Source organism: Streptomyces sp. NPDC059785 (assembly GCF_042732375.1).
GTDB lineage: Bacteria > Actinomycetota > Actinomycetes > Streptomycetales > Streptomycetaceae > Streptomyces.
Genome location: NZ_JBHWHV010000003.1, coordinates 107,131 through 128,932, shown reverse-complemented (window position 1 = coordinate 128,932; position 21,802 = coordinate 107,131). Strand labels below are relative to the sequence as shown.

General features: G+C 72.7%; 16 protein-coding genes. 8 read left to right on the top strand and 8 right to left on the bottom strand.

The features are described 5' to 3' along the window. Positions 1–50: 50 nt before the first annotated feature. Entirely contained in the window at positions 51–722 is a 672-nt protein-coding gene (locus ACFV6E_RS03155) for a hypothetical protein (protein WP_385459058.1), read from the bottom strand. Positions 723–916: 194 nt separating this feature from the next. Between ACFV6E_RS03155 and ACFV6E_RS03150 the strand changes: the two genes are divergently transcribed. Continuing rightward, on the top strand, positions 917–1,732 hold the full coding sequence (locus ACFV6E_RS03150) for a DUF1932 domain-containing protein (protein ID WP_385459056.1): 816 nt from the start codon (positions 917–919) through the stop codon (positions 1,730–1,732). Here ACFV6E_RS03150 and ACFV6E_RS03145 read toward each other — a convergent pair. Beyond that, positions 1,714–2,820 (bottom strand): alkene reductase, encoded by a 1,107-nt coding sequence (locus tag ACFV6E_RS03145; RefSeq protein WP_385459054.1) that lies wholly within the window; start codon positions 2,818–2,820, stop codon positions 1,714–1,716. The two genes, ACFV6E_RS03150 and ACFV6E_RS03145, sit on opposite strands and share 19 nt — an antisense overlap. A gap of 66 nt (positions 2,821–2,886) precedes the next feature. Between ACFV6E_RS03145 and ACFV6E_RS03140 the strand changes: the two genes are divergently transcribed. The 5 genes from ACFV6E_RS03140 (at position 2,887) to ACFV6E_RS03120 (ending at position 10,335) form a co-directional block, all read left to right on the top strand. Then, the gene (locus ACFV6E_RS03140) at positions 2,887–3,294 is read left to right on the top strand and encodes a MerR family transcriptional regulator (protein WP_385459052.1); all 408 of its coding nucleotides are present in this window, start codon (positions 2,887–2,889) and stop codon (positions 3,292–3,294) included. A gap of 98 nt (positions 3,295–3,392) precedes the next feature. Continuing rightward, positions 3,393–4,598, top strand: a complete 1,206-nt coding sequence (locus ACFV6E_RS03135; protein WP_385167431.1) for a TIR-like protein FxsC — start codon at positions 3,393–3,395, stop codon at positions 4,596–4,598. A 32-nt stretch (positions 4,599–4,630) separates the two neighbouring features. Beyond that, complete coding sequence (gene fxsT / locus ACFV6E_RS03130; RefSeq protein WP_385459050.1) at positions 4,631–8,590, top strand: FxSxx-COOH system tetratricopeptide repeat protein; 3,960 nt, start codon at positions 4,631–4,633, stop codon at positions 8,588–8,590. Between the two features lie 112 nt (positions 8,591–8,702). Further along, positions 8,703–8,900, top strand: coding sequence for a hypothetical protein (locus tag ACFV6E_RS03125; RefSeq protein WP_385167427.1), 198 nt, complete (start codon positions 8,703–8,705; stop codon positions 8,898–8,900). 127 nt (positions 8,901–9,027) lie between these two features. Then, positions 9,028–10,335 carry an FxsB family cyclophane-forming radical SAM/SPASM peptide maturase gene (locus tag ACFV6E_RS03120; RefSeq protein ID WP_385459193.1) on the top strand — a complete coding sequence of 436 codons (1,308 nt, stop codon included), beginning with the start codon at positions 9,028–9,030 and terminating at the stop codon, positions 10,333–10,335. 8 nt (positions 10,336–10,343) lie between these two features. On the opposite strand, the gene ACFV6E_RS03115 is transcribed toward ACFV6E_RS03120, so the two are convergent. The 3 genes from ACFV6E_RS03115 to ACFV6E_RS03105 all read right to left on the bottom strand — a co-directional run bounded on the left by ACFV6E_RS03115 (position 10,344) and on the right by ACFV6E_RS03105 (position 12,968). Beyond that, positions 10,344–10,736, bottom strand: coding sequence for a VOC family protein (locus tag ACFV6E_RS03115; RefSeq protein WP_385459048.1), 393 nt, complete (start codon positions 10,734–10,736; stop codon positions 10,344–10,346). Positions 10,737–10,807: 71 nt separating this feature from the next. After that, complete coding sequence (gene kdgD / locus ACFV6E_RS03110; RefSeq protein WP_385459046.1) at positions 10,808–11,734, bottom strand: 5-dehydro-4-deoxyglucarate dehydratase; 927 nt, start codon at positions 11,732–11,734, stop codon at positions 10,808–10,810. 55 nt (positions 11,735–11,789) lie between these two features. After that, positions 11,790–12,968, bottom strand: coding sequence for a mandelate racemase/muconate lactonizing enzyme family protein (locus ACFV6E_RS03105; RefSeq protein ID WP_385167420.1), 1,179 nt, complete (start codon positions 12,966–12,968; stop codon positions 11,790–11,792). A 127-nt stretch (positions 12,969–13,095) separates the two neighbouring features. On the opposite strand from ACFV6E_RS03105, the gene ACFV6E_RS03100 reads away from it, so the two are divergent. Then, on the top strand, positions 13,096–13,986 hold the full coding sequence (locus ACFV6E_RS03100) for a LysR substrate-binding domain-containing protein (RefSeq protein WP_385167418.1): 891 nt from the start codon (positions 13,096–13,098) through the stop codon (positions 13,984–13,986). A 208-nt stretch (positions 13,987–14,194) separates the two neighbouring features. Then, a complete protein-coding gene (locus ACFV6E_RS03095; RefSeq protein WP_385459044.1) occupies positions 14,195–15,592 on the top strand; it encodes an MFS transporter in 1,398 nt (465 codons plus the stop codon). Here the strand turns inward: ACFV6E_RS03095 and ACFV6E_RS03090 are convergent. The 3 genes from ACFV6E_RS03090 to ACFV6E_RS03080 all read right to left on the bottom strand — a co-directional run bounded on the left by ACFV6E_RS03090 (position 15,582) and on the right by ACFV6E_RS03080 (position 21,767). Then, complete coding sequence (locus ACFV6E_RS03090) at positions 15,582–17,009, bottom strand: FG-GAP and VCBS repeat-containing protein (protein ID WP_385459042.1); 1,428 nt, start codon at positions 17,007–17,009, stop codon at positions 15,582–15,584. The two genes, ACFV6E_RS03095 and ACFV6E_RS03090, sit on opposite strands and share 11 nt — an antisense overlap. Positions 17,010–17,097: 88 nt before the next feature. Further along, a complete protein-coding gene (locus ACFV6E_RS03085) occupies positions 17,098–17,700 on the bottom strand; it encodes a gamma carbonic anhydrase family protein (RefSeq protein WP_385167413.1) in 603 nt (200 codons plus the stop codon). 86 nt (positions 17,701–17,786) lie between these two features. Continuing rightward, positions 17,787–21,767 (bottom strand): substrate-binding domain-containing protein, encoded by a 3,981-nt coding sequence (locus ACFV6E_RS03080; RefSeq protein WP_385459040.1) that lies wholly within the window; start codon positions 21,765–21,767, stop codon positions 17,787–17,789. Positions 21,768–21,802: the final 35 nt, after the last annotated feature.

The following is a 21,802-nucleotide window of genomic DNA, read 5'->3' as shown; positions in this document are numbered from 1 at the left end:
GCGGATACTACGTCCGGCCTACGGGGGCCCGTCCGGGATACCAGGCAGGACTACGTCCGGCGGCCCGTCACCCGGGCCGCCCAGGTGATGAAGTCGGCGGCGTCGGTGTTCGCGCCGTGGCCCTCGTCCCAGTGCATGCGGTGGTCGACGTCGGCCCCGGCGGCGGCCGCCGCGGCGGCCAGGTTGCACGACACCGTGAGCGAGGTGTCGCTGTCCTTCGTGCCCAGGCGGATCCACCAGTGCTTGGCCCTGCCGGGGTTTTTCCGCTCGATGAAGTGCATCGGGTTCATCAGCCGGAGCTTTTCGGGGATGTCCCCGTCGAGGCGCCTGGTGCCGCTGCCGGTGGTGGTGTGCCGGAGGCTGTACGGGGTGAAGTGGCGGGCCTTGACGCGGTCCTTGCCGAACTCGTTGTTCTCGCCTGTGGACAGGTCGAAGGCGTCGAAGGCGGGGATGGACTTCTTGCGCGCTCCGACGTGGGTGAGGAAGTCCTCCCAGGTGAAGGTGGCCCGGTCGGTCTTCCGGGTCTCCTCGCGGTAGTCGTCCGGGGCGAAGAACAGCGGGCGCGGGGACGCCGATCCGGTGGTCCGCTCGCCGCCGACCGCCGCCCGGGTGCCCGGCGTACAGCCGCCGGCCGCCGCACCACCGGCGGATACCGCGAACCCCACGACCACGGACCTGCGTCCGACGACCAGGGACCCGCGTCCGACTCCGGACTTCTTCATTGCCGCCTCCTGCGCACCGGTCACGGCCCCCGGCTCACGCCACGGCCGGCCCGCGGGACCCGCATGCCGATGGGGGCGCACGGGAGCACGGCATTCGTCAACGATAGTGTTGACAATGCAAGCGGGCCTGCTTCGGCCACCGGACCGCCGGACCCGGAGCCTCCCGCTGAAGCCGACGCCGAGGAGGAAGAACTGTGGGTGCCAACGCCGTCGCGGACATACGCATCGCCGTACTCGGGCTCGGGGAGGCGGGCAGCCTCGTCGCGGGCGACCTGGTCGCCGCGGGCGCGCGCGTGCGCGGCTACGATCCGGCGGTCGCGGCGCCCCCGGGCGTGACGGAGACCGGCAGCGAGGCCGAGGCGGTCGCGGGCTGCGCTCTCGTACTGAGCCTCAACAGCGCCTCGGCCGCCGTGGACGCCCTGCGCGCGGGCCTTCCGGGCGCGGCACCGGACTGTCTGTGGGCCGACCTCAACACCGCGTCGCCCGCCGTGAAGCGGCGGCTCGGCGAGATCGCCGGGGCGGGCGGCATCGGCTTCGCCGACGTGTCGCTGATGGCGCCGGTGCCCGGGAACGGGCTGCGGACGCCGATGCTCGCCTCCGGGGCGCGGGCCGGGCAGTACGCCGGACTGCTGCGGCCGCTCGGCGCGCGGGTGGACGTGCTCGAAGGACCCGCCGGTCTCGCCGCCGAACGCAAGCTGCTGCGCAGCGTCTTCTACAAGGGCCTCGCGGCGGCCGCCGTCGAAGCCCTCGACGCGGCCCGCGCCGCGGGCTGCGAGGAATGGCTCCGGGAGATCATCGTCCACGAGCTGACCCGGGCGGACGCCGCGACCCTGGAGCGCCTGGTCGACGGCAGCCACCGGCACGCCGTACGCCGCACCACCGAGATGCAGGCCGCCGCCGACATGCTGGACGACCTCGGCGTACCCCCGCTGATCGCCACGGCCGGCAAGGACCTCCTGCACCGGCTGGCCCGCGCGCAGTCGCCCCTCCCTCAGGGCAGCACGGGATAGTCGGTGTAGCCGGTCGTGCCGCCCGTGTACATCTGGCCCTCGTCGCGGACGGGGTTGAGGGGAGCGCCCAGGCGCAGGCGTTCCACGAGGTCGGGGTTGGCCAGGAAAGCGCGGCCGAGCGAGATCAGGTCGGCGCCGGCGGCGAGCAGCCGCTCGCCCGCGTGCCGGCCGCCGTCGGCGGGCAGCGGACCACCCCAGCCGAGCACCGGGTTGGCGATCAGCGTGCCCGCCCAGAGTTCGCGGATCCGCCGGAAGAGGGGCTGGTCCGGGTCCGCGAAGACGACGTGGAGGTACGCCGGGCCGAACTCGGCCAGGGCTTCGACCAGCGCCGGGTAGATGCGGTCGGTGTCGCCCTCCTCGATGCCGTTGACGGTGACCCCGGGTGCGATGCGGACGCCCACCCGCTCGGGGCCGACCGCGTCCACGACGGCCCGGACCACCTCGAGGACGAACCGGATGCGGCCGCTCACCGGGCCGCCGTAGCCGTCGGTGCGGTGGTTGGTGCTGCACGCCAGGAACTGGTGCAGGAGGTAGCCGTTGGCGGCGTGCACCTCCACCCCGGCGAAGCCCGCGTCGACGGCCCTGCGGGCCGCGGCGGCGAAGTCGGCCACCGTGGAGCGGATCTCGTCGGCGGTCATCTCGCGCGGTACGACGGCCGGCCGGTGCCCGCCGGGCGTGAAGACGGTCCCCGGGAGCGGCACCGCCGAGGGCGCGACCGGCACCAGTCCGCTGGTAGCGGGGTGGCCCACCCGGCCGCCGTGCTGGAGTTGCAGGAACATCCGGCCGCCCGCCGCGCGCACCGCCTCGGTGACCCGGCGCCAGCCGGCCACGTGCGCGTCGGTGTGGATCGCGGTGATGTCGGGATAGGTCTGCCCGACCGCGTTCGGGGTCGACGCCTCGGCGATGATCAGGCCCGCGGTCGCGCGCTGGGCGTAGTAGGTGGCCATGACCGGTGTCGGTACGCCGTCGGCCGTGGCGCGGTTGCGGGTCATCGGGGCCATCACCAGGCGGTTGGGGAGCCGCAGGCCGCCGAGGCGGGCGGGTGCGAAGAGGCCGGATCGACCGGCTGCCACGGGTGTGTGCGTCATGCCGGTACGGTAGGAGTTGACATCAGTGTCAGGTTCAACTCCGGTGTTCGGCGGACGAGGTGGGGCATGCGGATCGGTGAACTGGCCCGGCGCACGGCGGTCAGCGAGCGCTCGCTGCCCTACTACGAGATGCAGGGGCTGCTGACGCCGGAGCGTACCCCGGGCGGGCACCGCGACTACGGCAACTGGGCGGTCGACCGGGTCGTCCGCATCCAGGCGCTCTTCGCCGCCGGACTGCACAGCAAGAAGATCGCGCAACTGCTCCCCTGCATGCGGGACACGGACGGCGGCCCGTCCGCGATCGCCACCCGGCGGCTGGTCGCCGACCTCAGCACCGAGCGGGAACGCATCGACCGCATGATCACCGACCTGGTCCGCTCCCGCGACGTCCTGGACGAGGTGATCCACGCGGCGACCGGCTCCGGTCCGGCGGCGGTCCCGGCGCCCGCCGCCACAGCTCGCGAACAAGGCTGAGCAGGGCCTGTACGGTCCGCCGCCGGGAACCGGTCAGGCGATGTCTGGATTCCGTGTGACCGGGGTAACACCTATGGTGCGTCGGCACGGGGGGTGCCTTGGAAACTCCATACTTCTTCCTCAGTTACGCCAGGTCGGACGACCGCACGGCCTATGTCCGCCGGTTCTACGAAGACCTGCTCAGCGAGCTGGAGCTGCCGACGATCGGCTCGCGCCGACAGCCCGCCTTCCGCGACGCCGAGTGCCTCTACCTCGGTGCGGACTGGCTGCGCGGCCTGAGCCGGGCCGTCGGCACCTGCAAGACCCTGGTCGCGCTCTACTCACCGGCCTACTTCCGCAGCGACTACTGCGGCAAGGAGTGGAGCGCCTTCGCGGGCCGTGACTCCCGCTACCAGGAGGAGACCGGCGTCGAGCCGCACGCGCTGGTGCCGGTGGTCTGGGAGCGGGTGCCCGGGCAGCTCATGCCGGACGAGGTGAAGGCGCTGCAGTACACCGAGCCCGGCATGGGCGAGACGTACGTCGAGCGCGGGCTGCTGCACCTGATGCGGTCGGACCCCGAGGGCGCCGAGTACCGGCACGTGGTGCGGCACATCGCCCAGCGGGTCCGGTTCGCCGCGGACCACTTCGCCCTGCCCGCGATGTCCGAGGACTTCGACCTCTCCGCCGTCGAGGGGTGTTTCCCCGTCCCGCTCGTGAAGGCCACCACCTCGGGCCACGTGCAGATCTTCGTCGCCGCCGGCACCGTCGACCGGCTGCCGCCGGGGCGTTCGAGCGGCTACTACGGCGAACAGCCCTGGTCCTGGAACCCGTACAGCCCGCCCGCGCTGCCCACGGCGGCCTACCGGGCCCAGCAGGTCGTCGTCGGCGCGGGCCATCTGACCAGCGTCGAGGTGGTGGACACGCACCTCACGCGCAAGCTCAACCGGGCGATGCAGCTCAATCAGGTCAGCCTGCTCCTTGTCGACGCCTGGTCGGTGCGCACGCCCTCGTACCGCAAGCCGCTCGGCGCCTACGACAAGCAGTACCACCCGACCGCCGCCGTGCTGATCCCGTGCCACGACGCGGACGACGAATCGGGTCCGGACAACGAAGACCTCTGGAAGGATCTGAAGAAGCTCTTCAGCCGGAACTGGCTCCGCCGCAACAATCCGAACGACCCCGTCTTCTGGATACGCGTCAGTCAACGAGAGTTCGACGACCTGGTGGCCAGAGTCGTGGCCGTCACGCAGAACCGCATCGCGGAGAACGGTCGCGTCCGCAGGCTCCCGCCGGGTGACCCGCCACCGCCGATGCCGTCCCTGTAGCCGGGGTCGCCCAGCCCGTGAGGAAGGTACAGATGGCTCCTAGTTCTGACGGCCGGGGCTCGGTCGTCACCTTCTACTCGTTCAAGGGTGGAGTCGGCCGGACCATGGCGCTGGCCAACGTGGCGTGGATCATGGCGAGCCGGGGGCTGCGCGTGCTCGCGGTGGACTGGGACCTGGAGGCGCCCGGCCTCCAGAGCTACTTCCATCCGGTGCTCACCGACCCGGAGCTGCGCGACACCGACGGGCTGATCAACATGTTGCGGGCCTTCCAGGAGGCCGTCCTGCTGCCCGGCCAGGACGCGCCGCCCCCGCTGGACGACTCGTGGTTCGAGGACACCGTGGACCTCGACCCCTATGTCGTGGGGCTCGGGCTGCACTTCGACGGGGGCGGCCGGCTCGACTTCCTGCCCGCGGGCCGGCAGAACGCGGCGTACAAGGACGCCGTGACCAGCTTCAACTGGCACCAGTTCTACGAGCGGCTGGGCGGCGGGATCTTCCTCCAGGCGCTGCGCGAGGAGATGATCTCGCGCTACGACTACGTACTGGTGGACAGCCGCACCGGCGTCAGCGACAGCTCGGGCATCTGTACGGTGCTGCTGCCCGACACGGTCGTGATGTGCTTCGCGCTCAACACGCAGAACATCCGGGGCTCGGTGGACGTGGCCCGTTCCGTGGACCGCAGCGACATCCGGCCGATCCGGCTGCTGCCGGTGCCGATGCGGGTCGAGGACGCCGAGCGGGACCGGCTCGACGTCGGCCGGCAGCACGCCCGGGAGGCGTTCGGCCCCTACCTGGACTGGGTTCCGGAGGACCAGCGCGAGCAGTACTGGGGCCAGGTCGAGATCCCGTACAAGACGTACTTCGCGTACGAGGAGGTGCCCGCGACCGTCGGGGACGGGCCGCACCAGACGGGCACCATGCTCAAGGCCACCGAGCGGCTGACCAAGTGGATCACCGACGGGGCGGTGACCGGCCAGCGCCCGCTGCCCGCGGACGAACGGCAGCGGCTGCTGAGCGCCTACCTCCGCAAGAGCCGCGTGGTGGCGAACTGCCTCTTCGTCAGTTACGCGCCGCACGAGCGGGTCTGGGCCGAATGGGCGGCGGCCCACCTGCGTACGGCCGGGTTCAACGTCTCCCTGCACAGCGTGGCCCGGCCGGTCGAGGACGGCACACCGCCGGCCGAGGCGGCCCGCGCGCTGGCGGGGGACGGCCGGATCGTCGCGCTGCTCTCCCGTGACTACGTCCGCAGGCCGCGCGCCGTCGCCCTGTGGTCGGCCGCCACCGAGCGGGAGGCGGACACGCCGCTGACGCTGCTGCCGGTCACCGTGCGCCCCGGCGACGGGACGTTCACCCCGCCGTTCGACGTGCTGCCCGTGCTGAATCTCGCCGACGTCCCGGCTCAGGCCGCCGCACAGGCACTGCTCGCGGCGGTCGGCCCCGCCCCAGCCGGTACCCCGGAGCCGGCGCCGGTCGGGCCGGCCGCGACTGCGCCCCGCTTCCCCGCCGCGGCGCCCGAGGTGGAGAACCTGCCGTCCCGGCACGACGGTTTCACCGGCCGCGACCTGCTCCTGGAGGAGCTGCGCGACCGTTTCACGCACCCCGACGACAGTGCGCACAAACAGGTGCTCGTGGGTCTCGGCGGGGTCGGCAAGACCCAGGTGGCGCTGGAGTACGCGCACCGCTACCGCGGCTCCTACGACGTGATGTGGTGGATCCACGCCGCGGAGCCCAGCATCATCGCCGCCGAACTGGCCGATCTGGCACCGGAGTTGGGAATCGAGCCGGGCGACACCGCGGCCACCGCCCGCTCGGTGCTCAGGGCGCTGCGCCGCGGCACGCCGTACCGCAACTGGCTGCTGGTCTTCGACAGCGCCGGAGCGCCCGACGAGATGAGCGCCTGGCTGCCCTCGGTCGCCTTCCCCGGCGGCCATGTGCTGATCACCTCCCGCGACCGGACGTGGACCAGGTACGGCAATCTGCTCGAGGTCGACGTCTTCAGCCGCGAGGAGAGCGTGGAGCACCTGCGGCGGACCAACCCCGCGCTCACCCTCGAAGAAGCGGGCGCGGTCGCCCACGAGCTGGGCGACCTGCCGCTCGCGGTGGGCCAGTCGGCGGCCTGGCTGCACGCCAGCGCCATGCCCATCGACCACTATCTGAACCTGCTGCGCACGCACATGACCGAGCTGCTGAAGCGGACCAGGGCCAACGACCAGCCGCACTCGGTGGCCGCGGCCGGCTGGCTGCTGTCGATGGGCCAGGTGCGCAGCCACAGCCCGGCCGCCGCCGACCTGCTGGAGATCTGCTCGTTCTTCGGCTCCGACCCCATCCCGATGGACCTGCTCTACAGCCCGCCGGTGACGGACGCCCTGTCGCTGGCCCCGGCGGAGCCGCGGGACTCGCTCACGATCAGCCGGATCTTCCGTGAGATCAACCGCTTCGGCCTGGCCAAGGCGGACCAGGACAAGGGCACGGTGACCGTGCACCGGCTCGTGCAGGCCGAGATCCGCGACTCGCTGCCCGAGGACCGTTTCCTGCACCTGCGGTCCGTGGTGCACGCCGCCCTGGCCGACTGCGATCCCGAGCACCCCGCCAACCCGGAGCACTGGCCGCGCTACGACCAGCTCTTACCGCACCTGTGGCCCAGCCGCGCCGAGCGCAGCCCGGTCCGCGAGGTTCGGCAGTGGATCATCAACTCGGTCCGCTGCCTGTGGCGGCGCAGCCTGTTCCCGGCCGCCCAGGACACCGCGACGCGCGTCCTCGCGGAGTGGACCGCGCGCTTCGGCGAGGACGACGTCCAAGTCCTCAACCTGCGCACGCAGTTGAGCAACGCGCTGCGCTCCCAGGGCGAGTTCCACAAGGCGTACGCCACGGACCAGGACGTCCACGCCCGGTTCGCCAGGACGCTCGGCCTGGAGCATCCGCACACCCTCGTCGCCGCCGCGAACCTGGGCGCCGACCTCAACGCGCTCGGCCGGTACTACGAGGCCCGGGACCTGGACCGCGAGACGCTGCGCGCCAGCAGGCGGGTGTGGGACGACGACTTCCTGCGCACCACGATGCACGCCAGCAACCTCGGGGTCTCCGAGTACCTGTGCGGTGACCGGCGGGCGGCCCTGGAGATCCACAAGAAGCTGTACGAGGACCGGATCGCGGACAAGGGCCGCACCGACATGTACACCCTCAGCTCGGCCGCCAACTACGCCCGTGACCTGCGCGAGACGGGGAACATCGGCCTGGCCCTGGACATCCTCCAGGAGACCTGCCGCCACCTGGAACGGCTGGTCGGCCCGCGGCACGCGCAGACCCTCACCGCCCAGCGCAACCACGCCGTCGCGCTGCGCCGGGCGGGCCGCTACGAGGAGGCGAAGGAACTCGTCGAGTCGGTCCACCGCGTCTACGCGGAGAACCTGGGCCGCGACCACCCCGACACCCTCGCCGCGCTCATCGACCTGGCCAGCGTGCGCGCCGCGCTCGGCGACATCGAGACCGCGCGCGAGCACTCGGAGCGGGCCCTCGCCCGGCAGCGGCAGACCCTGGGCGACGAGCACCCGTACACCCTGGGCAGCGCCAACAACCTGTCGATCTACCTCAGGCTCAGCGGCCGTCTCGCGGAGGCCCGCGAGCTCTCCGCCCAGACCTCCCGCGCCCTGCACCAGGTCCTCGGACCGACCCATCCTTATTCCTTCGGCAGCCTGCTCAACCACGCCAACGACCTGGTCGCGGCGGGTGAGCTGGACGAGGCGATCGCGCTGGAGCGCAAGGCCGTGGACGGACTGCGCACCAGCCTCGGCACGGATCATTACGACGTCCTCGGCGCCTGTTCCAATTTGGCCGTGGACTTGCGGGCGTCCGGTGCGGACGACGAAGCGGCGCAACTTCATCAGGACACCCTGGCGCTCGCCGCGCGCACGCTGGGGACCTCCCATCCCACCTATCTGGCGGTGGCGGAAGGGAAGCGTCTCGACGCCGACATCGAACCACCGTTCACCTGATCGCCGGCGCCGCGCCCCGGCGCCTTCCGCATGTCCGAAGCAGTTCTCGGTATCCTCCGTCTGCCTCCCGGCCTCAGGGGAGTCAAGTCGGCAGCAGAACAAGGGAGTAGGGGTGCCAAACCCGAAAGACCCGCCGCTCACGGCCGGTGGTGCCCCGCCGTCGGCGGGCCTGGTCCGGCCGAGCGGTCCGGCCGTCGACCGGCTGGCGGGCGGGGACACCGTCCTCGCCCATGTGCTGCGCCGGGTCGCCGCGGAAGCCGCCGTGCCCGGCACCGGACCCCGGGCACCGTTCGAGTCCTCGATGGAGTGAGCCGAGTGAGCCGGCCGAACGGGGCGGGGCGAGCGGGCCGGGCGAGGGCCCGGTGAGGGACGGGCCGGGGACGGGTGAGACGGGGAAGGGTGGGCCTGTGCCGGACGGGCCGGAATCGGACGGGCCGGTGCCGCGCGGGTCCGGGACGGGCGGGCCGGGGGCGCGCGGGTCCGGGACGGGCGGGCCTGGGACGAGCGGGTCCGGGACGAGCGGGCCAGGGGCGGAGGGTGTCGTTCCGTTCCGGCAGTTCCTTCTCAAGGTCCACAGCCGGTGCAATCTCGACTGCGACTACTGCTACGTCTACCACTCCCCCGACCAGAGCTGGCGCCGCAAGCCGCGGAGCATGGCTCCGGCCACGGTCGGCCGTGTCGCCGGCCGGATCGCCGAACACGCCCGCACGCACGGGCTCCCCGATGTTCGGATCATCCTGCACGGCGGCGAACCGCTCCTGCTCGGACCGCGGCGCCTGGACGACCTGCTCGGCGCGCTGACCGAACGGCTGGCCCCCGTGGTCCCGCCGCGGTTCTCCGTGCAGACCAACGGCGTACTCCTCGACGAAGAGCTGCTGGACGTGCTGCGGCGCCGGTCGGTCCGGGTGAGCGTGAGTCTGGACGGCTCCCGGCGCGCCCACGACCGGCACCGCCGCTCCGCCGACGGCCGGGGCAGCCACGACCGGGTGACCCGGGGCCTGCGACTGCTCAACTCTCCCTCCCACAAAGACCTGTTCGCGGGCCTGCTGTGCACGGTCGACCTGGCCAACGACCCGTTGGAGACCTACGAGGCACTGCTGTCCGCGGCCCCGCCGCGGCTCGACCTGCTGCTGCCGCACGGCACCTGGGAGACGCCGCCGCCCGGTCTGGCGCACCGCACGGTCCCGCCGGCCGCACCGCCAGGACCGGCGGCCACCGGCGCGGGCGGCACCCCGTACGCCGACTGGCTGTGCCGGGTCTTCGACCGCTGGTTCGACGCGCCGGTACGGGAGACGGGCATCCGGCTCTTCGAGGAGTTGATGTCCGGGATCCTCGGCGGCACGGTCCGCAGCGAGTCGGTGGGCCTCGCACCGGTGGACCTCGTGGTGATCGAGACGGACGGCACGATCGAGCAGTCGGACTCGCTGAAGACCTCGTACCCGGGTGCTCCCGAGACCGGTATGGACGTCTTGCGGCACTCCTTCGACGAGGCGCTGCGACTCCCGGAGTTCCGCGCCCGCCAGTCCGGGTCGGCCGCGCTGAGCGACACCTGCGGGAGGTGCCGCCTGGCCGAGCTCTGCGGGGGCGGCCTGTACGCGCACCGTTTCGACGCCCGCAACCGGTTCGCGAACCCCTCGGTCTACTGCCACGACCTGGCGGCCCTGATCGCCCACATCCGTTCCCGTATCGAGCAGGCCCTCGACGCCGGCCCGGCGGGGCCGGCCACGGTGCCGCCCGGGCCGTGACGGTTCCGTCAGGCGTGTCCCCGGGCCCGTGTCCAGAGGCAGAACGGGTGGCCCACCGGGTCGAGCAGGACGCGTACGTCGTCCTGGGGCTGGAGGTCCGCGACGGCCGCGCCGAGGGCGACGGCACGCTCGACGGCCGGGGCCGGCTCGTCCACCTCGATGTCCAGGTGCATCATCATCTGCTGCCCGTCCGGGGTGGACGGCCAGACCGGCCGGGTGAACGCGGGCTCCGACTGGAACGAGAGCCCGGCACCGGCACCGGCCGGTCCGATCGCGACCCAGTCGGGCTCCTCCTCGCGGACCTGCCAGCCGAGCAGGTCCTGGTAGAACCGGGCGAGTTCGCGGGCGTCGGGGGCGTCCAGGGTGGTCGCGGACAGCGTGAAACGCGGTGACGGCTGCATGGGCCGGCTGGTACCCGTTTCTCCGGCGGTCAGACGGCCGCCGGAGAAACGGGCACCCGCGGTCCCGCCGGTCAGGCCGTGACCGGGGACACCTTGCCGATCAGGGCGGTCAGTTCCGCGAGTTCGGTCGCCGTCAGGTCCGTGAGCGGCGGCCGGACCGGACCGGCGGCGTGACCGGTGGCGGTGAGGCCGGCCTTGACGATGCTGACCGCGTAACCGGCCTGCCGGTTGCGGATCTCGGTGTACGGCAGCACGAAGTCGGTCAGCGACCGGACGACGGCGTCGTGACGGCGCTCGCGGACCGCGGTGTAGAAGTCGAGGGCGAACCCGGGCAGGAAGTTGAAGATCGCCGACGAGTAGGTGGTGACGCCCAGCTCCAGGTAGGGCAGGGCGAAGGTCTCCGCGGTGGGCAGGCCGCCGATGTAGGTCAGGCGGTCGCCGAGGCGGGTGTAGACGCGGGTCATGGTGTCGATGTCGCCGACGCCGTCCTTGTACCCGATGAGGTTGGGGCAGCTCTCGGCGAGCCGGGCCACGGTGTCGGCGCCGTAGACGGCATTGGCCCGGCTGTAGATCACCACGCCGAGGGAGGTGGCGCGGCAGACGGCCTCGACGTGCCGGGCCAGGCCCTCCTGGCCCGCTTCGGTGAGGTAGGGCGGGAACAGCAGGATGCCGTCCGCGCCGGCGCGTTCGGCCGCGGCGGCGAACTCGACCGCGGTGCGGGTGCCGTAGCCGGCCGGGGCGAGGATCGGGGTGTCGTCGGGGGCGCTGTCCACGGCGGCGGAGACGACGCGCTCCACCTCGGCGGCAGTGAGCGAGAAGAACTCCCCCGTGCCGCCGGCCGCGAAGAGGCCGCCGACGTCGTACTTGGCCAGCCGGACGATGTGCTCGCGGTAGGCGTCCTCGTCGAAGGACAGGTCGTCCTTGAAGTGCGTCACGGGGAACGACAGCAGACCGGAGCCGAGACGGCCGCGGAGCTCTGCCGGGGTGTAGGACGTCATGGGAGTACTGCTCCTGGGGATTCGCGGGGTCGTGGTGAAGAGGGCCGGGGACGGATCAGGGGCGGGCGCCCGCCTCGTGCGTGGCGACGGTCCAGGCGCGGGCCTGGTCGCTGAGGGTGAAGCCGAGTCCGGGCCGCGCGGAGACGTGCATGCGTCCGTCGCGGATCTCCAGCCGCTCGTTGAACAGCGGCTCCAGCCAGTCGAAGTGCTCCACCCAGGGCTCGATCGGGTACGCGGCGGCCAGGTGGAGGTGGATCTCCATGGCGAAGTGCGGGGCGAGCTGGAGCTGGTGGTGCTCGGCGAGCGCGGCCAGCTTGAGGAACTGGGTGATGCCGCCGATGCGCGGGGCGTCCGGCTGGATGACGTCGGCGGCGCCCGCCCGGATCAGTTCGACGTGTTCGGCGACGGAGGCCAGCATCTCCCCGGTGGCGACGGGGGTGTCCAGGGAGGCGGCGAGCGCGGCGTGACCGGCCGCGTCGTAGGCGTCGAGCGGCTCCTCGATCCACACGAGGCCGAACTGTTCCAGGGCGCGGCCCATGCGCTGGGCGGTGGGCCGGTCCCACTGCTGGTTGGCGTCGACCATGAGCGGGACGTCGTCGCCGATGTGCTCGCGCACGGCGGTCAGACGGGCCAGGTCGTACCTGCCGTCCGGGTGCCCGACCTTGATCTTGATGCCGCCGATGCCGCTGGACAGCGAGGCGGAGGCGTTCTCCAGGACCTGCTCGGTCGGGGTGTGCAGGAACCCGCCGGAGGTGTTGTAGCAGCGCACCGAGTCGCGGTGCGCGCCGAGCAGCTTGGCCAGCGGCAGCCCGGCCCGCTTGGCCTTGAGGTCCCACAGCGCGACGTCGAAGGCGGCGATCGCCTGGGTGGCGAGACCGCTGCGGCCGACGGACGCGCCCGCCCACACCAGCTTCGTCCATATCCGGCCGATGTCGCTGGGGTCCTCGCCGATCAGGTTCTCGGCGATCTCCTTGGCGTGGGCGAACTGGCCAGGGCCGCCGGCCCGCTTGGAGTAGCTGAAGCCGACGCCCTCGTGGCCCTGCTCGGTGGTGATCTCCACGAAGAGGAACGCCACCTCCGTCATCGGCTTCTGCCGGCCGGTGAGCACCTTAGCGTCGCTGATCGGCGCGGCCAGCGGCAGCGTCACGGAGGACAGGCGCAGCCAGGCGATGCGGTCGAGGGTGGCTGCGCCTGCGGCCTGCGCGGCGTGAGCTGTCGTGTTCGTCGTCACCACTTGTGTCCCTGGGTCGAGTCGCCGTGTCGAATGCGTTCGACGCTACGTTCGCGATTGATCCACGTCCAACATAGATTTTGGATACCACGATTCAGGACGCGCATCATTTAGAGCAGGGAGCGCTTCGTTGTTCACGCTGACCCAGTTGACGTGTTTCGTCGCCGTCGCGGAGGAGCTGCACTTCACGCGGGCCGCCGAGCGGCTGAGCATGACGCAGCCGCCGCTCAGCCGGCAGATCCAGTTGCTGGAGAACGAGCTGCGCGTGAAGCTGCTCGACCGCACCAACCGCACCGTGCGGCTGACCCCGGCGGGCCGTGCCTTCCTCGCCGAGGCGCGCCGGATCGTGCGGCAGGCCGAGCACGCGGCGCTCGCCGTGCGGCAGGTCTCCACCGGGGAGGCCGGGGCGATCGCCGTCGGCTTCACCGCCGCGAGCGCCTACTCCGCGCTCGGCGAACTCCTCGAGACCGCGCGGAGCGCGCTGCCCGGGGTCGAGCTGCTGCTGCACGAGCTGGTGACCCGCGACCAGCTGGAGGCGCTCAGCGAGGGCTCCCTCGACCTGGGGCTGATCCGCCCGTCCGCGGTCGGCGCCGACCTGACCTCGCGCACGGCTGTCCGGGAGGGGCTGGTGGCCGCCCTGCCCGTGGCCCATCCGCTGGCGGCCGCCGACGGGCCGGTCGGGCTCGCGGACTTCGACGGCCAGGACTTCCTGATGTACTCGCCGATCGAGGCCCGCTACTTCCACGAGCTGCTGCTCACCACGTTCCGGGCCGGTGACGTGCGGCCGGTGTTCACCCAGTACCTCAGCCAGGTCCACAGCATCCTCGCCCTGGTCAACACCGGCTGGGGCATCGCACTCGTCCCGGAGGCGGCCACGCGGATGCGGCACGCGGGCGTGGTCTACCGGCCGCTGCGTCTGCCGGGGCATCCCCGGCCGGTCGAGCTGGACTACGTATGGCGCAAAACCAACGACAATCCGGCGCTCCAGGGCCTGCTCCAGCACCTCCGGCCCGCGCTCTGACACCTGCCCGGCATCCGGCCGACACGCGCCCGGTACACGGCCGGCATCCGCCCGACACGGCCGAGTCATCCAAGGAAGGTATCGCAACCAACAAAATTCGACATGGACGTGAATCGAAAGCGTCTCTACGGTCATCTCAGCCACCGGAGCTGTGGCTCAGACCACACGCGGCAGCGCAGCCGCATCACCTAGGTCCAGGAGTTTGACCATGCCCGCTCTCGACCGGCAGGACGAGCCGGCGACCGCCGCCCCCATGGCCACCGCCAAGCCCGGCCGTCTCAGGTACCTGATTCTGGCCATGCTCTTCACCGTCACGACGATCAACTACGCCGACCGCTCCACGCTCTCCATCGCGGGCGATTCGATGCAGCGCGATCTGCACATCAGCTCCGGCGAACTCGGCGTCCTGTTCTCCGCCTTCTCCTGGTCCTATCTCATCGCCCAGATACCGGGCGGCTGGCTGCTCGACCGCTTCGGCTCGAAGAAGGTCTACGGCGGTGCGATCTTCGTGTGGTCGCTGTTCACCATGGGCCAGGGCGCCATCGGCTTCTTCGCCGGTGCCGCGGTGGTGCTGCTGTTCATTCTGCGCTTCGCAGTCGGCATGGCGGAGGCGCCGTCGTTCCCGGGCAACTCCCGGATCGTCGCCGCCTGGTTCCCGACGAAGGAACGCGGCTTCGCCTCCGCCCTGTTCAACTCCGCGCAGTACTTCGCCACCGTGGCCTTCGCCCCGCTCATGGGCTGGCTGGTCACCGCGATGGGCTGGGAACACGTCTTCACCGTCGTGGGCGGCGTCGGTGTCGTCCTCGCCCTGGTGTGGACGAAGGTCGTCTACGCCCCGCGCAGCCACCCGCGGATGCGGAAGGCCGAGCTCGACCACATCGCCGCGGGCGGCGCCCTGGTGGACATGGACGCGCCCACCGCCGAGGAGGAGATGAGCGCCAAGCACACCACTTCGGGGCGGCAGAACCTGCGGCACATCGCCACCCTGCTGAGGAACCGCACCACGCTCGGTGTCTTCGTCGGCCAGTACTTCATCAACACCATCACCTGGTTCTTCCTGACCTGGTTCCCGGTGTATCTGGTCCAGGAGCGCGACATGTCGATACTGGAGGCCGGTTTCGTCGCCTCGCTGCCCGCGCTGTGCGGCTTCGTCGGCGGCGTCCTCGGCGGCTTCCTCTCCGACCGGCTCGCCCAGCGCGGCACCAGCCTGACCCGCGCCCGCAAGATCCCCATCGTGGCCGGACTGCTGCTGTCCACCAGCATCATCATCTGCAACTACGTGAGCGCCTCCTGGCTCGTGGTGCTGATCATGTCCCTCGCCTTCTTCGGCAAGGGCATGGGCGCGCTCGGCTGGGCCGTGATGTCCGACGTCTCCCCCAAGCAGATCGCCGGTCTCGCGGGCGGTGTCTTCAACACCTTCGGGGCCGTCGCGGGCATCGTCACCCCGCTGGTGATCGGCTACATCCTCGACGCCACCGGCTCCTTCGACCTCGCCCTGGCCTTCGTCAGCGCCTGCGCCGCGATGGCCGTGGTCAGCTACCTCTTCATCGTCCGCGAGATCAAGCGCGTCGAACTGCCCGACCAGGGCCGGGTCCCTACTCCGTGAGCTCGTCGTCGGTGAAGGTCAGCAGGTTCTTGCCGTTGCCATCGACGATCCACCAGTCCGGGCTGTCGTCCTCCGCGGCGGCGTTCAGGACGAGTTCCTCCTCGCCGTCGCCGTCGAAGTCGCCGACGGCGTCCAGTTCGCCCGACCACAGCTCGTCGTCCTGGAGTTCGTCGGCGCCCGGCTTCACCCCGTGCCGTTCCAGATGCCGCCAGGGTTCGGACCCGAGCCCGGGGGACGATCCGCCCCGCAGGACGTCGACGCTGTCCGTCTCCGCGTACACGTCGGGGCCGCGCTGTACGGCGAGTTCGTCGCAGCCGTCGCCATTGAGGTCGGCCGCCCGCAGGTTCATGCCGAAACCGCTGCCGCGGTCGCCGCTCTCGACGGTGACGGGGGCCTTCGGCGCCTTGCCGTAGCGGATCGTCACCTTGCCCAGACTGTCGGGCTTCGCGACCTCGCCGTCCCCCATGCCGCTGTCGCCGACCGCGATGTCGGGGCGTCCGTCGCCGTCGAAGTCGCCGACGGCCACGGACTGCCCCGCCGGCAGCCGCTCGGGATCCGCGGCGAGCCCGCTCTCCGTGTCCGAGCCGCCTGCCAGCAGCAGCGGCTCCATCACCGACCACGGTTCGTAGACGATCAGGTCGGTGGCGTCGTCGCCGGTGGCCTCCGCCGCGAACAGGGTGAGCGAGGGCGCGACGTTCAGCCCCCGTGGATCGGGGTCGGGCTGCTCCGTCGTCCGCGCGGGCCGGCCGTCGCGCGTGAACGGGCCGTGCATCACCACGAGCGTCCGCTCGGGGTCGTTCGTACGGTAGGTGGCGAGATCGGTGTGACCGTCGCCGTCGAAGTCTCCCGCCACCGGGACGTCCAGGTAGGTGCCCGGTCCGGCCCTGCCCGGGCGGTGCTTGTCGAGGTGCGGCAGCGCGAGCCGGGTCGGCGCGCGGGCGGGATCCGGGCCCTCGGGTCCGCCCCACTGCACGCGCGCGGCACCGCCCGCGATCAGGTCGGGATACCCGTCGCCGTCCAGGTCGGCGACGATGGGCCCGGCGTAGCCGCTGGTCATGGGCTCCCGGTCGTCCGGGAGCCCGAAGTCCTCGCGGGTGAACAGCGTGCGGTGCGCGAGGTCGGGGCCCTGCGCGGAGCCGGGTACCACCGCGATCGCGTCGTCGCCGTCGTCACCGAACACACCGACGACGAGATCGAAGCGGCCGTCACCGTCGACGTCGGGGGTCTCGCCGCCCGCCTGGCCGACGGGTCCGGTGGCACCGGCCGACGCCGTGCAGGCGCTGTCCGCGATGGGGGCGACGACCTCCCGGTTCCGCGAACTCGTCGCCCCGCACGCCACCACCACGACGGCCACGGCGGCGACACCCCCGCGCCATCGCGCCCCGCTTGTCGAACTCCCGAGCAGCTTGTACCTCATCCCGCCACTACAACGAAGATCGTCCGCCGATGCCAATGGCCGAGACCACTCCGTTACGGCACGGCGACGGGAGCGGGACGCACGGGTGTCAATGGTCCTCGTCGAGCACGACGTCCTGCCGGTGGGCGCCGTAGAACTCGCTCTGCCGGGCCATGATGTCGCGCATCGGCGTACCCCGGGACACGCCGTACACCGTGCCGGGGAAGTCCGACTCCCGCTGGACGGCCCAGATCTCCTCGTGCCGGTCCGGGGAGAACAGCCAGGCCGGGTCGCCGACCGCGATCCAGCCGATCGGTACGGTGGCGCCCGGTTCGAGCCGGGAGTTGACGTGCACCACCGCGTTGATCCGTACCTCGGCGCCCGCGCCCACGACCGCCCCCGGGAAAAGGGCGGCGCCGGTGGCGACGAACGCCTCGTCCCGCACGGTCGCGCCGTTGACGTGCGCGTGCGGTCCGATCATGACGGCGTCCCCGATCACCGCCGGATGCCCCGCGCGGCCGCGCACCAGCGCGTTCTCCATGACGACGGTGTTCTCGCCGATCCGCACCTCCCCGTCCTCGGCGGTCAGTACCGCGCCGTGCAGCACCCGCGCGCCCGCGCCGAGCACGACGGCCCCGCACAGGGTTGCCGACGGCGCGACATAGGCCGAGTCCGGGACGACGGGCCTGCGCCCCCGGTGCTCGATCAGCATGCTTCTTTCCTCTCTGCCGGGTCGAACCGCTGTAATTACCTCATGGTCGGCCATCGGCGGAGTCACACCTGCGTCGGGCTCGCGCCCTAGGGGTCCCACCAGCTCTCCCCGGCGGAGCCGGTGGAACCGCCGGCACCGGTCGGGGGCGAGGCGCGGAAGGCGTGCGGCGCGATGCCGGTGGCTTTGCGGAAGGCGCGGCTGAAGTAGGCACGGTCTCGGAAGCCCACCGCGCGGGCCACGCTCTGGATGCTGTCGTCACCGGCGCGCAGCCGCTCCGCCGCCCGCCGGATCCGCAGCCGGGTCAGGTACTCCCACACGGTCAGCCCGTACCAGAGCCGGAACAGCTTGCCGAGGTGATCGGGGCTGACCCCGGCGGCCCGCGCCACCTGCCAGCGGGAGAACTGACCGCGGTAGTTCTCGTAGAGGAAGACCAGTGCCTCGCGCACGCAGGCGCTGGTACGGGCGGGTGCCCGGCCGTCCATCCGGGTCAGCCGCCGCACCAGCGACGCGGCCTCCGCCTGGGTGAAGACGTCCAGGTCGAGGACGAGCAGCGCCGGATGCGGCCGGGCGCGCCGCGCGTCCACGGCCGTCAGACCCAGGTGGCCGACGATCGCCGCGGGGCACAGGGCGTGCCCCGAACCGTCGTGGAGGCGGTCCACGACGTCCCACGCCTGCATGTCGGAGAGCGAGCGTTCCAGCACCACCAGGTGCGGGGGTTCCTCGGCGACCAGGGCGAGCACGGTCGCGCCGTCGGCCACGACCCGGGTGGGGTAGTCCGGCAGCGCCCCCTCCGCCAGCCGCCGCAGTCTCTCGCGGGACCGCGGCGAGCGGCCCGCGACGACGACCGGTTCCGCGACGCCGGGCGGCCGCAGCGCCCACAGCGCCTGCCGCAGATCGGCGCCGGCCGCACCGTAGAGCAGGAACGGGGTGTGCCGCAGGGCGGGGTGGTCGTGCAGGCGCACCATCTCGCGCCACTCCTGCGGCCGGTCGGCGCGGGCGTCCCAGACCACGGCGGCCGGGCTGCGCGACTCGACCGGATCGGTGTCGTACGCCGGGTCCGGCTGCTGCACGCCGAGCCCGTGCCGGACGGCGAGCAGCCGTACGTCCGCGGCGATCTCGCCCGGGGTGACCACGAGCAGCGGGCCGCTGTCGGGGGCGGCGAGGTGGGTGTGCCCGTCGGGCGAGGGCAGCGGCAGATCGAGCCGGTAGCGCGCCGGGCCGGCCGAGTCCCCGCCGGTCAGCGAGCCGCCGTGCATCATCGCCAGACGCCGGGCGGTCGCCAGCCCTACGTCGAGATGCCCGCGGGAGGACGGCCGCGCGGTGGGCGGTTCGGGGGGCCGTTCGGCGAGCGGTTCGGCGGGCGGTTCGGTGGGCGGTTCGGTGAGGTCGGCCGGGGCTCGGGGGTCTGTCGGGTGCGTCGGGGCTGCCGGGGTTGACAGGGTTGTCGCAGTCATCGGACCGGTCGGGTGCGTCGGAGTCGCCGGGTGCGTCGGAGCTGCCGGGGCCGTCGCAATCGCCGGGGCCGTCGGGGTAGTCGGGTCGTCCGTCACGTTCGTCTGGTCCGTCGGAGCCGCCAGGGTTGCCGGGGTTGGCGGGGTTGTCGCAGCCGTTGGACCGGTCGGGTGCGTCGGACCGGTCGGAGTCGCCGGGTGCGTCGGAGCTGTCGGGGCCGTCGCAATCGCCGGGGTCGTCGGGTCGTCCGTCACGTTCGTCTGGTCCGTCGGGGCCGATAGGGCCGTCGCGGCCGTCGCGGCCGTCGCGGCCGTCGCGGCCGTCGCGGCCACGGTGATCCGGACGCCGCGGGGGTGCAGTCGGGCGGTGACCGTCACCGGGCCGTCGGCGGACCGGTCCGCGGCCGCCGTCAGCAGGTTCCGCAGGATCTGCCGCAACCGGGTCTCGTCGCAGCGCACGGCGGGCAGCCGGACCGGGAGGTCGAGCGCCCAGCGGGGGTGTCCGGGGAGCAGTTCGGCCGCCGCGTCGCACGCCTCGCGCACCACCGGCAGCGGGTCGGTGAGACGGCGCACGAGGACCAGGTCGTCGGCCTCGGAGCGGGCGAGGTCGAGCAGGTCGTCGATGAGATGCAGCAGCCGGGCGGCGTCCTGGCGCACCTCCGCGAGCGCCCCTGCCGGGTCGTCGCCGCCGTCGCGGCGCAGCATGGCCCGTACCGGGGACCGGAGTTCACCGGTGACGTGCGCGAGCAGCCGGGTCTGGAACCGGCTCGCCTGCTCGGCGGCGTCCCGGGCCCGGCGCACCTCGTCGAAGAGGCCGACGGCCTGGAGCGCGGCGCTGATCAGGTCGCCCAGCTCCCGGTAGAGGGCGCCGTCGCGTTCGGACACACCGGGGCGGTCGGCGTCGAAGACGGCGAAACCCAGGTGCTCGTCGCCGATGTGCAGGGGTTCGAGGACGAGCCGGAAATCGTGTTCGCGAGGCAGCAGGGCGTCGGGCAGCAGCGTGGAGGCCGGGAACGGCGGGCTGTCCAGCGCGCCCGGATGGCCGCGGACCCGGCGTTCCGGCTGGGTGAGGAGGGGACGCGCCATGCCGCGCACGGGGGCGTCGTCCGGTGACCGCGCCCGGTCGTACAGCACGATCCGGCACGGCGGCAGGCCGGGCTCCGCGCTGTGCCGTTCCAGTACGTCGGCCAGCCCCTCCAGGTCGACGACCATGGTCAGGGCCCGGCCGAACTCGCGTAACCGGCGGTCCTGCCGGCCCTGCGCCCAGCGCTCGTACTCCAGCAGCCCGCGCGAGCGCTCCGCGGCGATCAGGTGGGCCCGGCCGAACAGCACCTCGGCCTCCCGGTGGACGGCGGCGGGCAGCGTGCCGACGACGTCGCGCCGGGCCCGCTCCAGCGCCTCCTGCCACCGGTCCACGTCGGACGGGCTGTCGGCGTGGGCGCGCAGCAGCCGTTCGACGAGGGGCAGGAAGTCCCCGGTGCCGTCCCCGGCGGAGGCGGGTCCGGCGGAGGCGGGTCCGGCGGAGGCGGGTCCGGCGGAGGCGGTGCCGGCGAGGTCGGTGTGAAAGGCCCGGGCGAGTGAGTGCCGCGCGCCGGGCAGTACGGGTTCGAACGCGGACCAGCCGGGCGGTCCCGCACCGCCCCGCCGGTCCGCCCGCTGCGCGGTCGGCGGCGGCCGGGTGAGCGGGCTCTGCGCCGGGGTGTGCCGGCAGCCGCAGGAGCGGCGGGGCACCAGGGTGGCGGGGACGGTGGTGCGGTCGGGCGGGCGGGTGCCGCGCAGCCGGGCCACGAGCGTGTCGACGGCCAGCGCGCCGAGTTCGGCGAAGGGCAGGGCCACCGAGGTCAGCGGCGGGTCGCCGAGCTGCGCCTCCGGGGAGTCGTTGAAGCCGACGACCGCGACGTCCGCCGGTACCCGCACGCCGCGTTCGGTGAGGAACCGCAGCGCGTCCGCGGCGAGTACGTCGCTGCACGCCACCACCGCGTCGAAGTCGGTGCCCGGTCTCAGTCCGCGCGCCTCCATCAGGACCCGCATCGCCGAGGCGCCGGAGGTGGCGGCGAAGTCGGCCGCCGCGCACACATAGGTGTGGTCGTACTGGATGCCGTGGTGGCGCAGGGCGTCGACGTAGGCGTGGTAGCGGTCCTCGGAGACCGGGTTGTCGAGCGGGCCGCGGATGCAGGCGGGCCTGCGGCGGCCGTGCCGGACGACGAGGTGGCCGACGAGCTTGCGCATCCCCGTGTGCGAGTCGATGGACAGCACGTCCGTCTCGCCGTTGAGCGGATGGTTGACGCTGATCACCGGCAGGTGGGCGAGCTGTCGCAGCAGCCGCCGGGCGGCGGCCCCCGGCGCGGGCAGGCCCAGGGTGGAGCTCCAGCACACGACGCCGTCGAGCCGGGCCGGGCCGACGAGTTCGTACAGGGCGCTGCGGGCGGAGTCGCGGTGGCGCAGATTGCCGCCGGGGAAGCAGACCAGGTTGACGCCGTTGCGTTCGGCGGCGGCGCGGGCACCGGACCAGAGGGTGGCGCCGACGCCGAGGTGGATGTTGGCGGTGAGCAGGCCGATGGTCAGGGGCCGGTTCGGTGCCGGCCACCCGGGCGCGGAGGACGGCTCTGCCTCCATACGGGCTCCCTCGCCACGTCCGCGGCCGGGCTCTC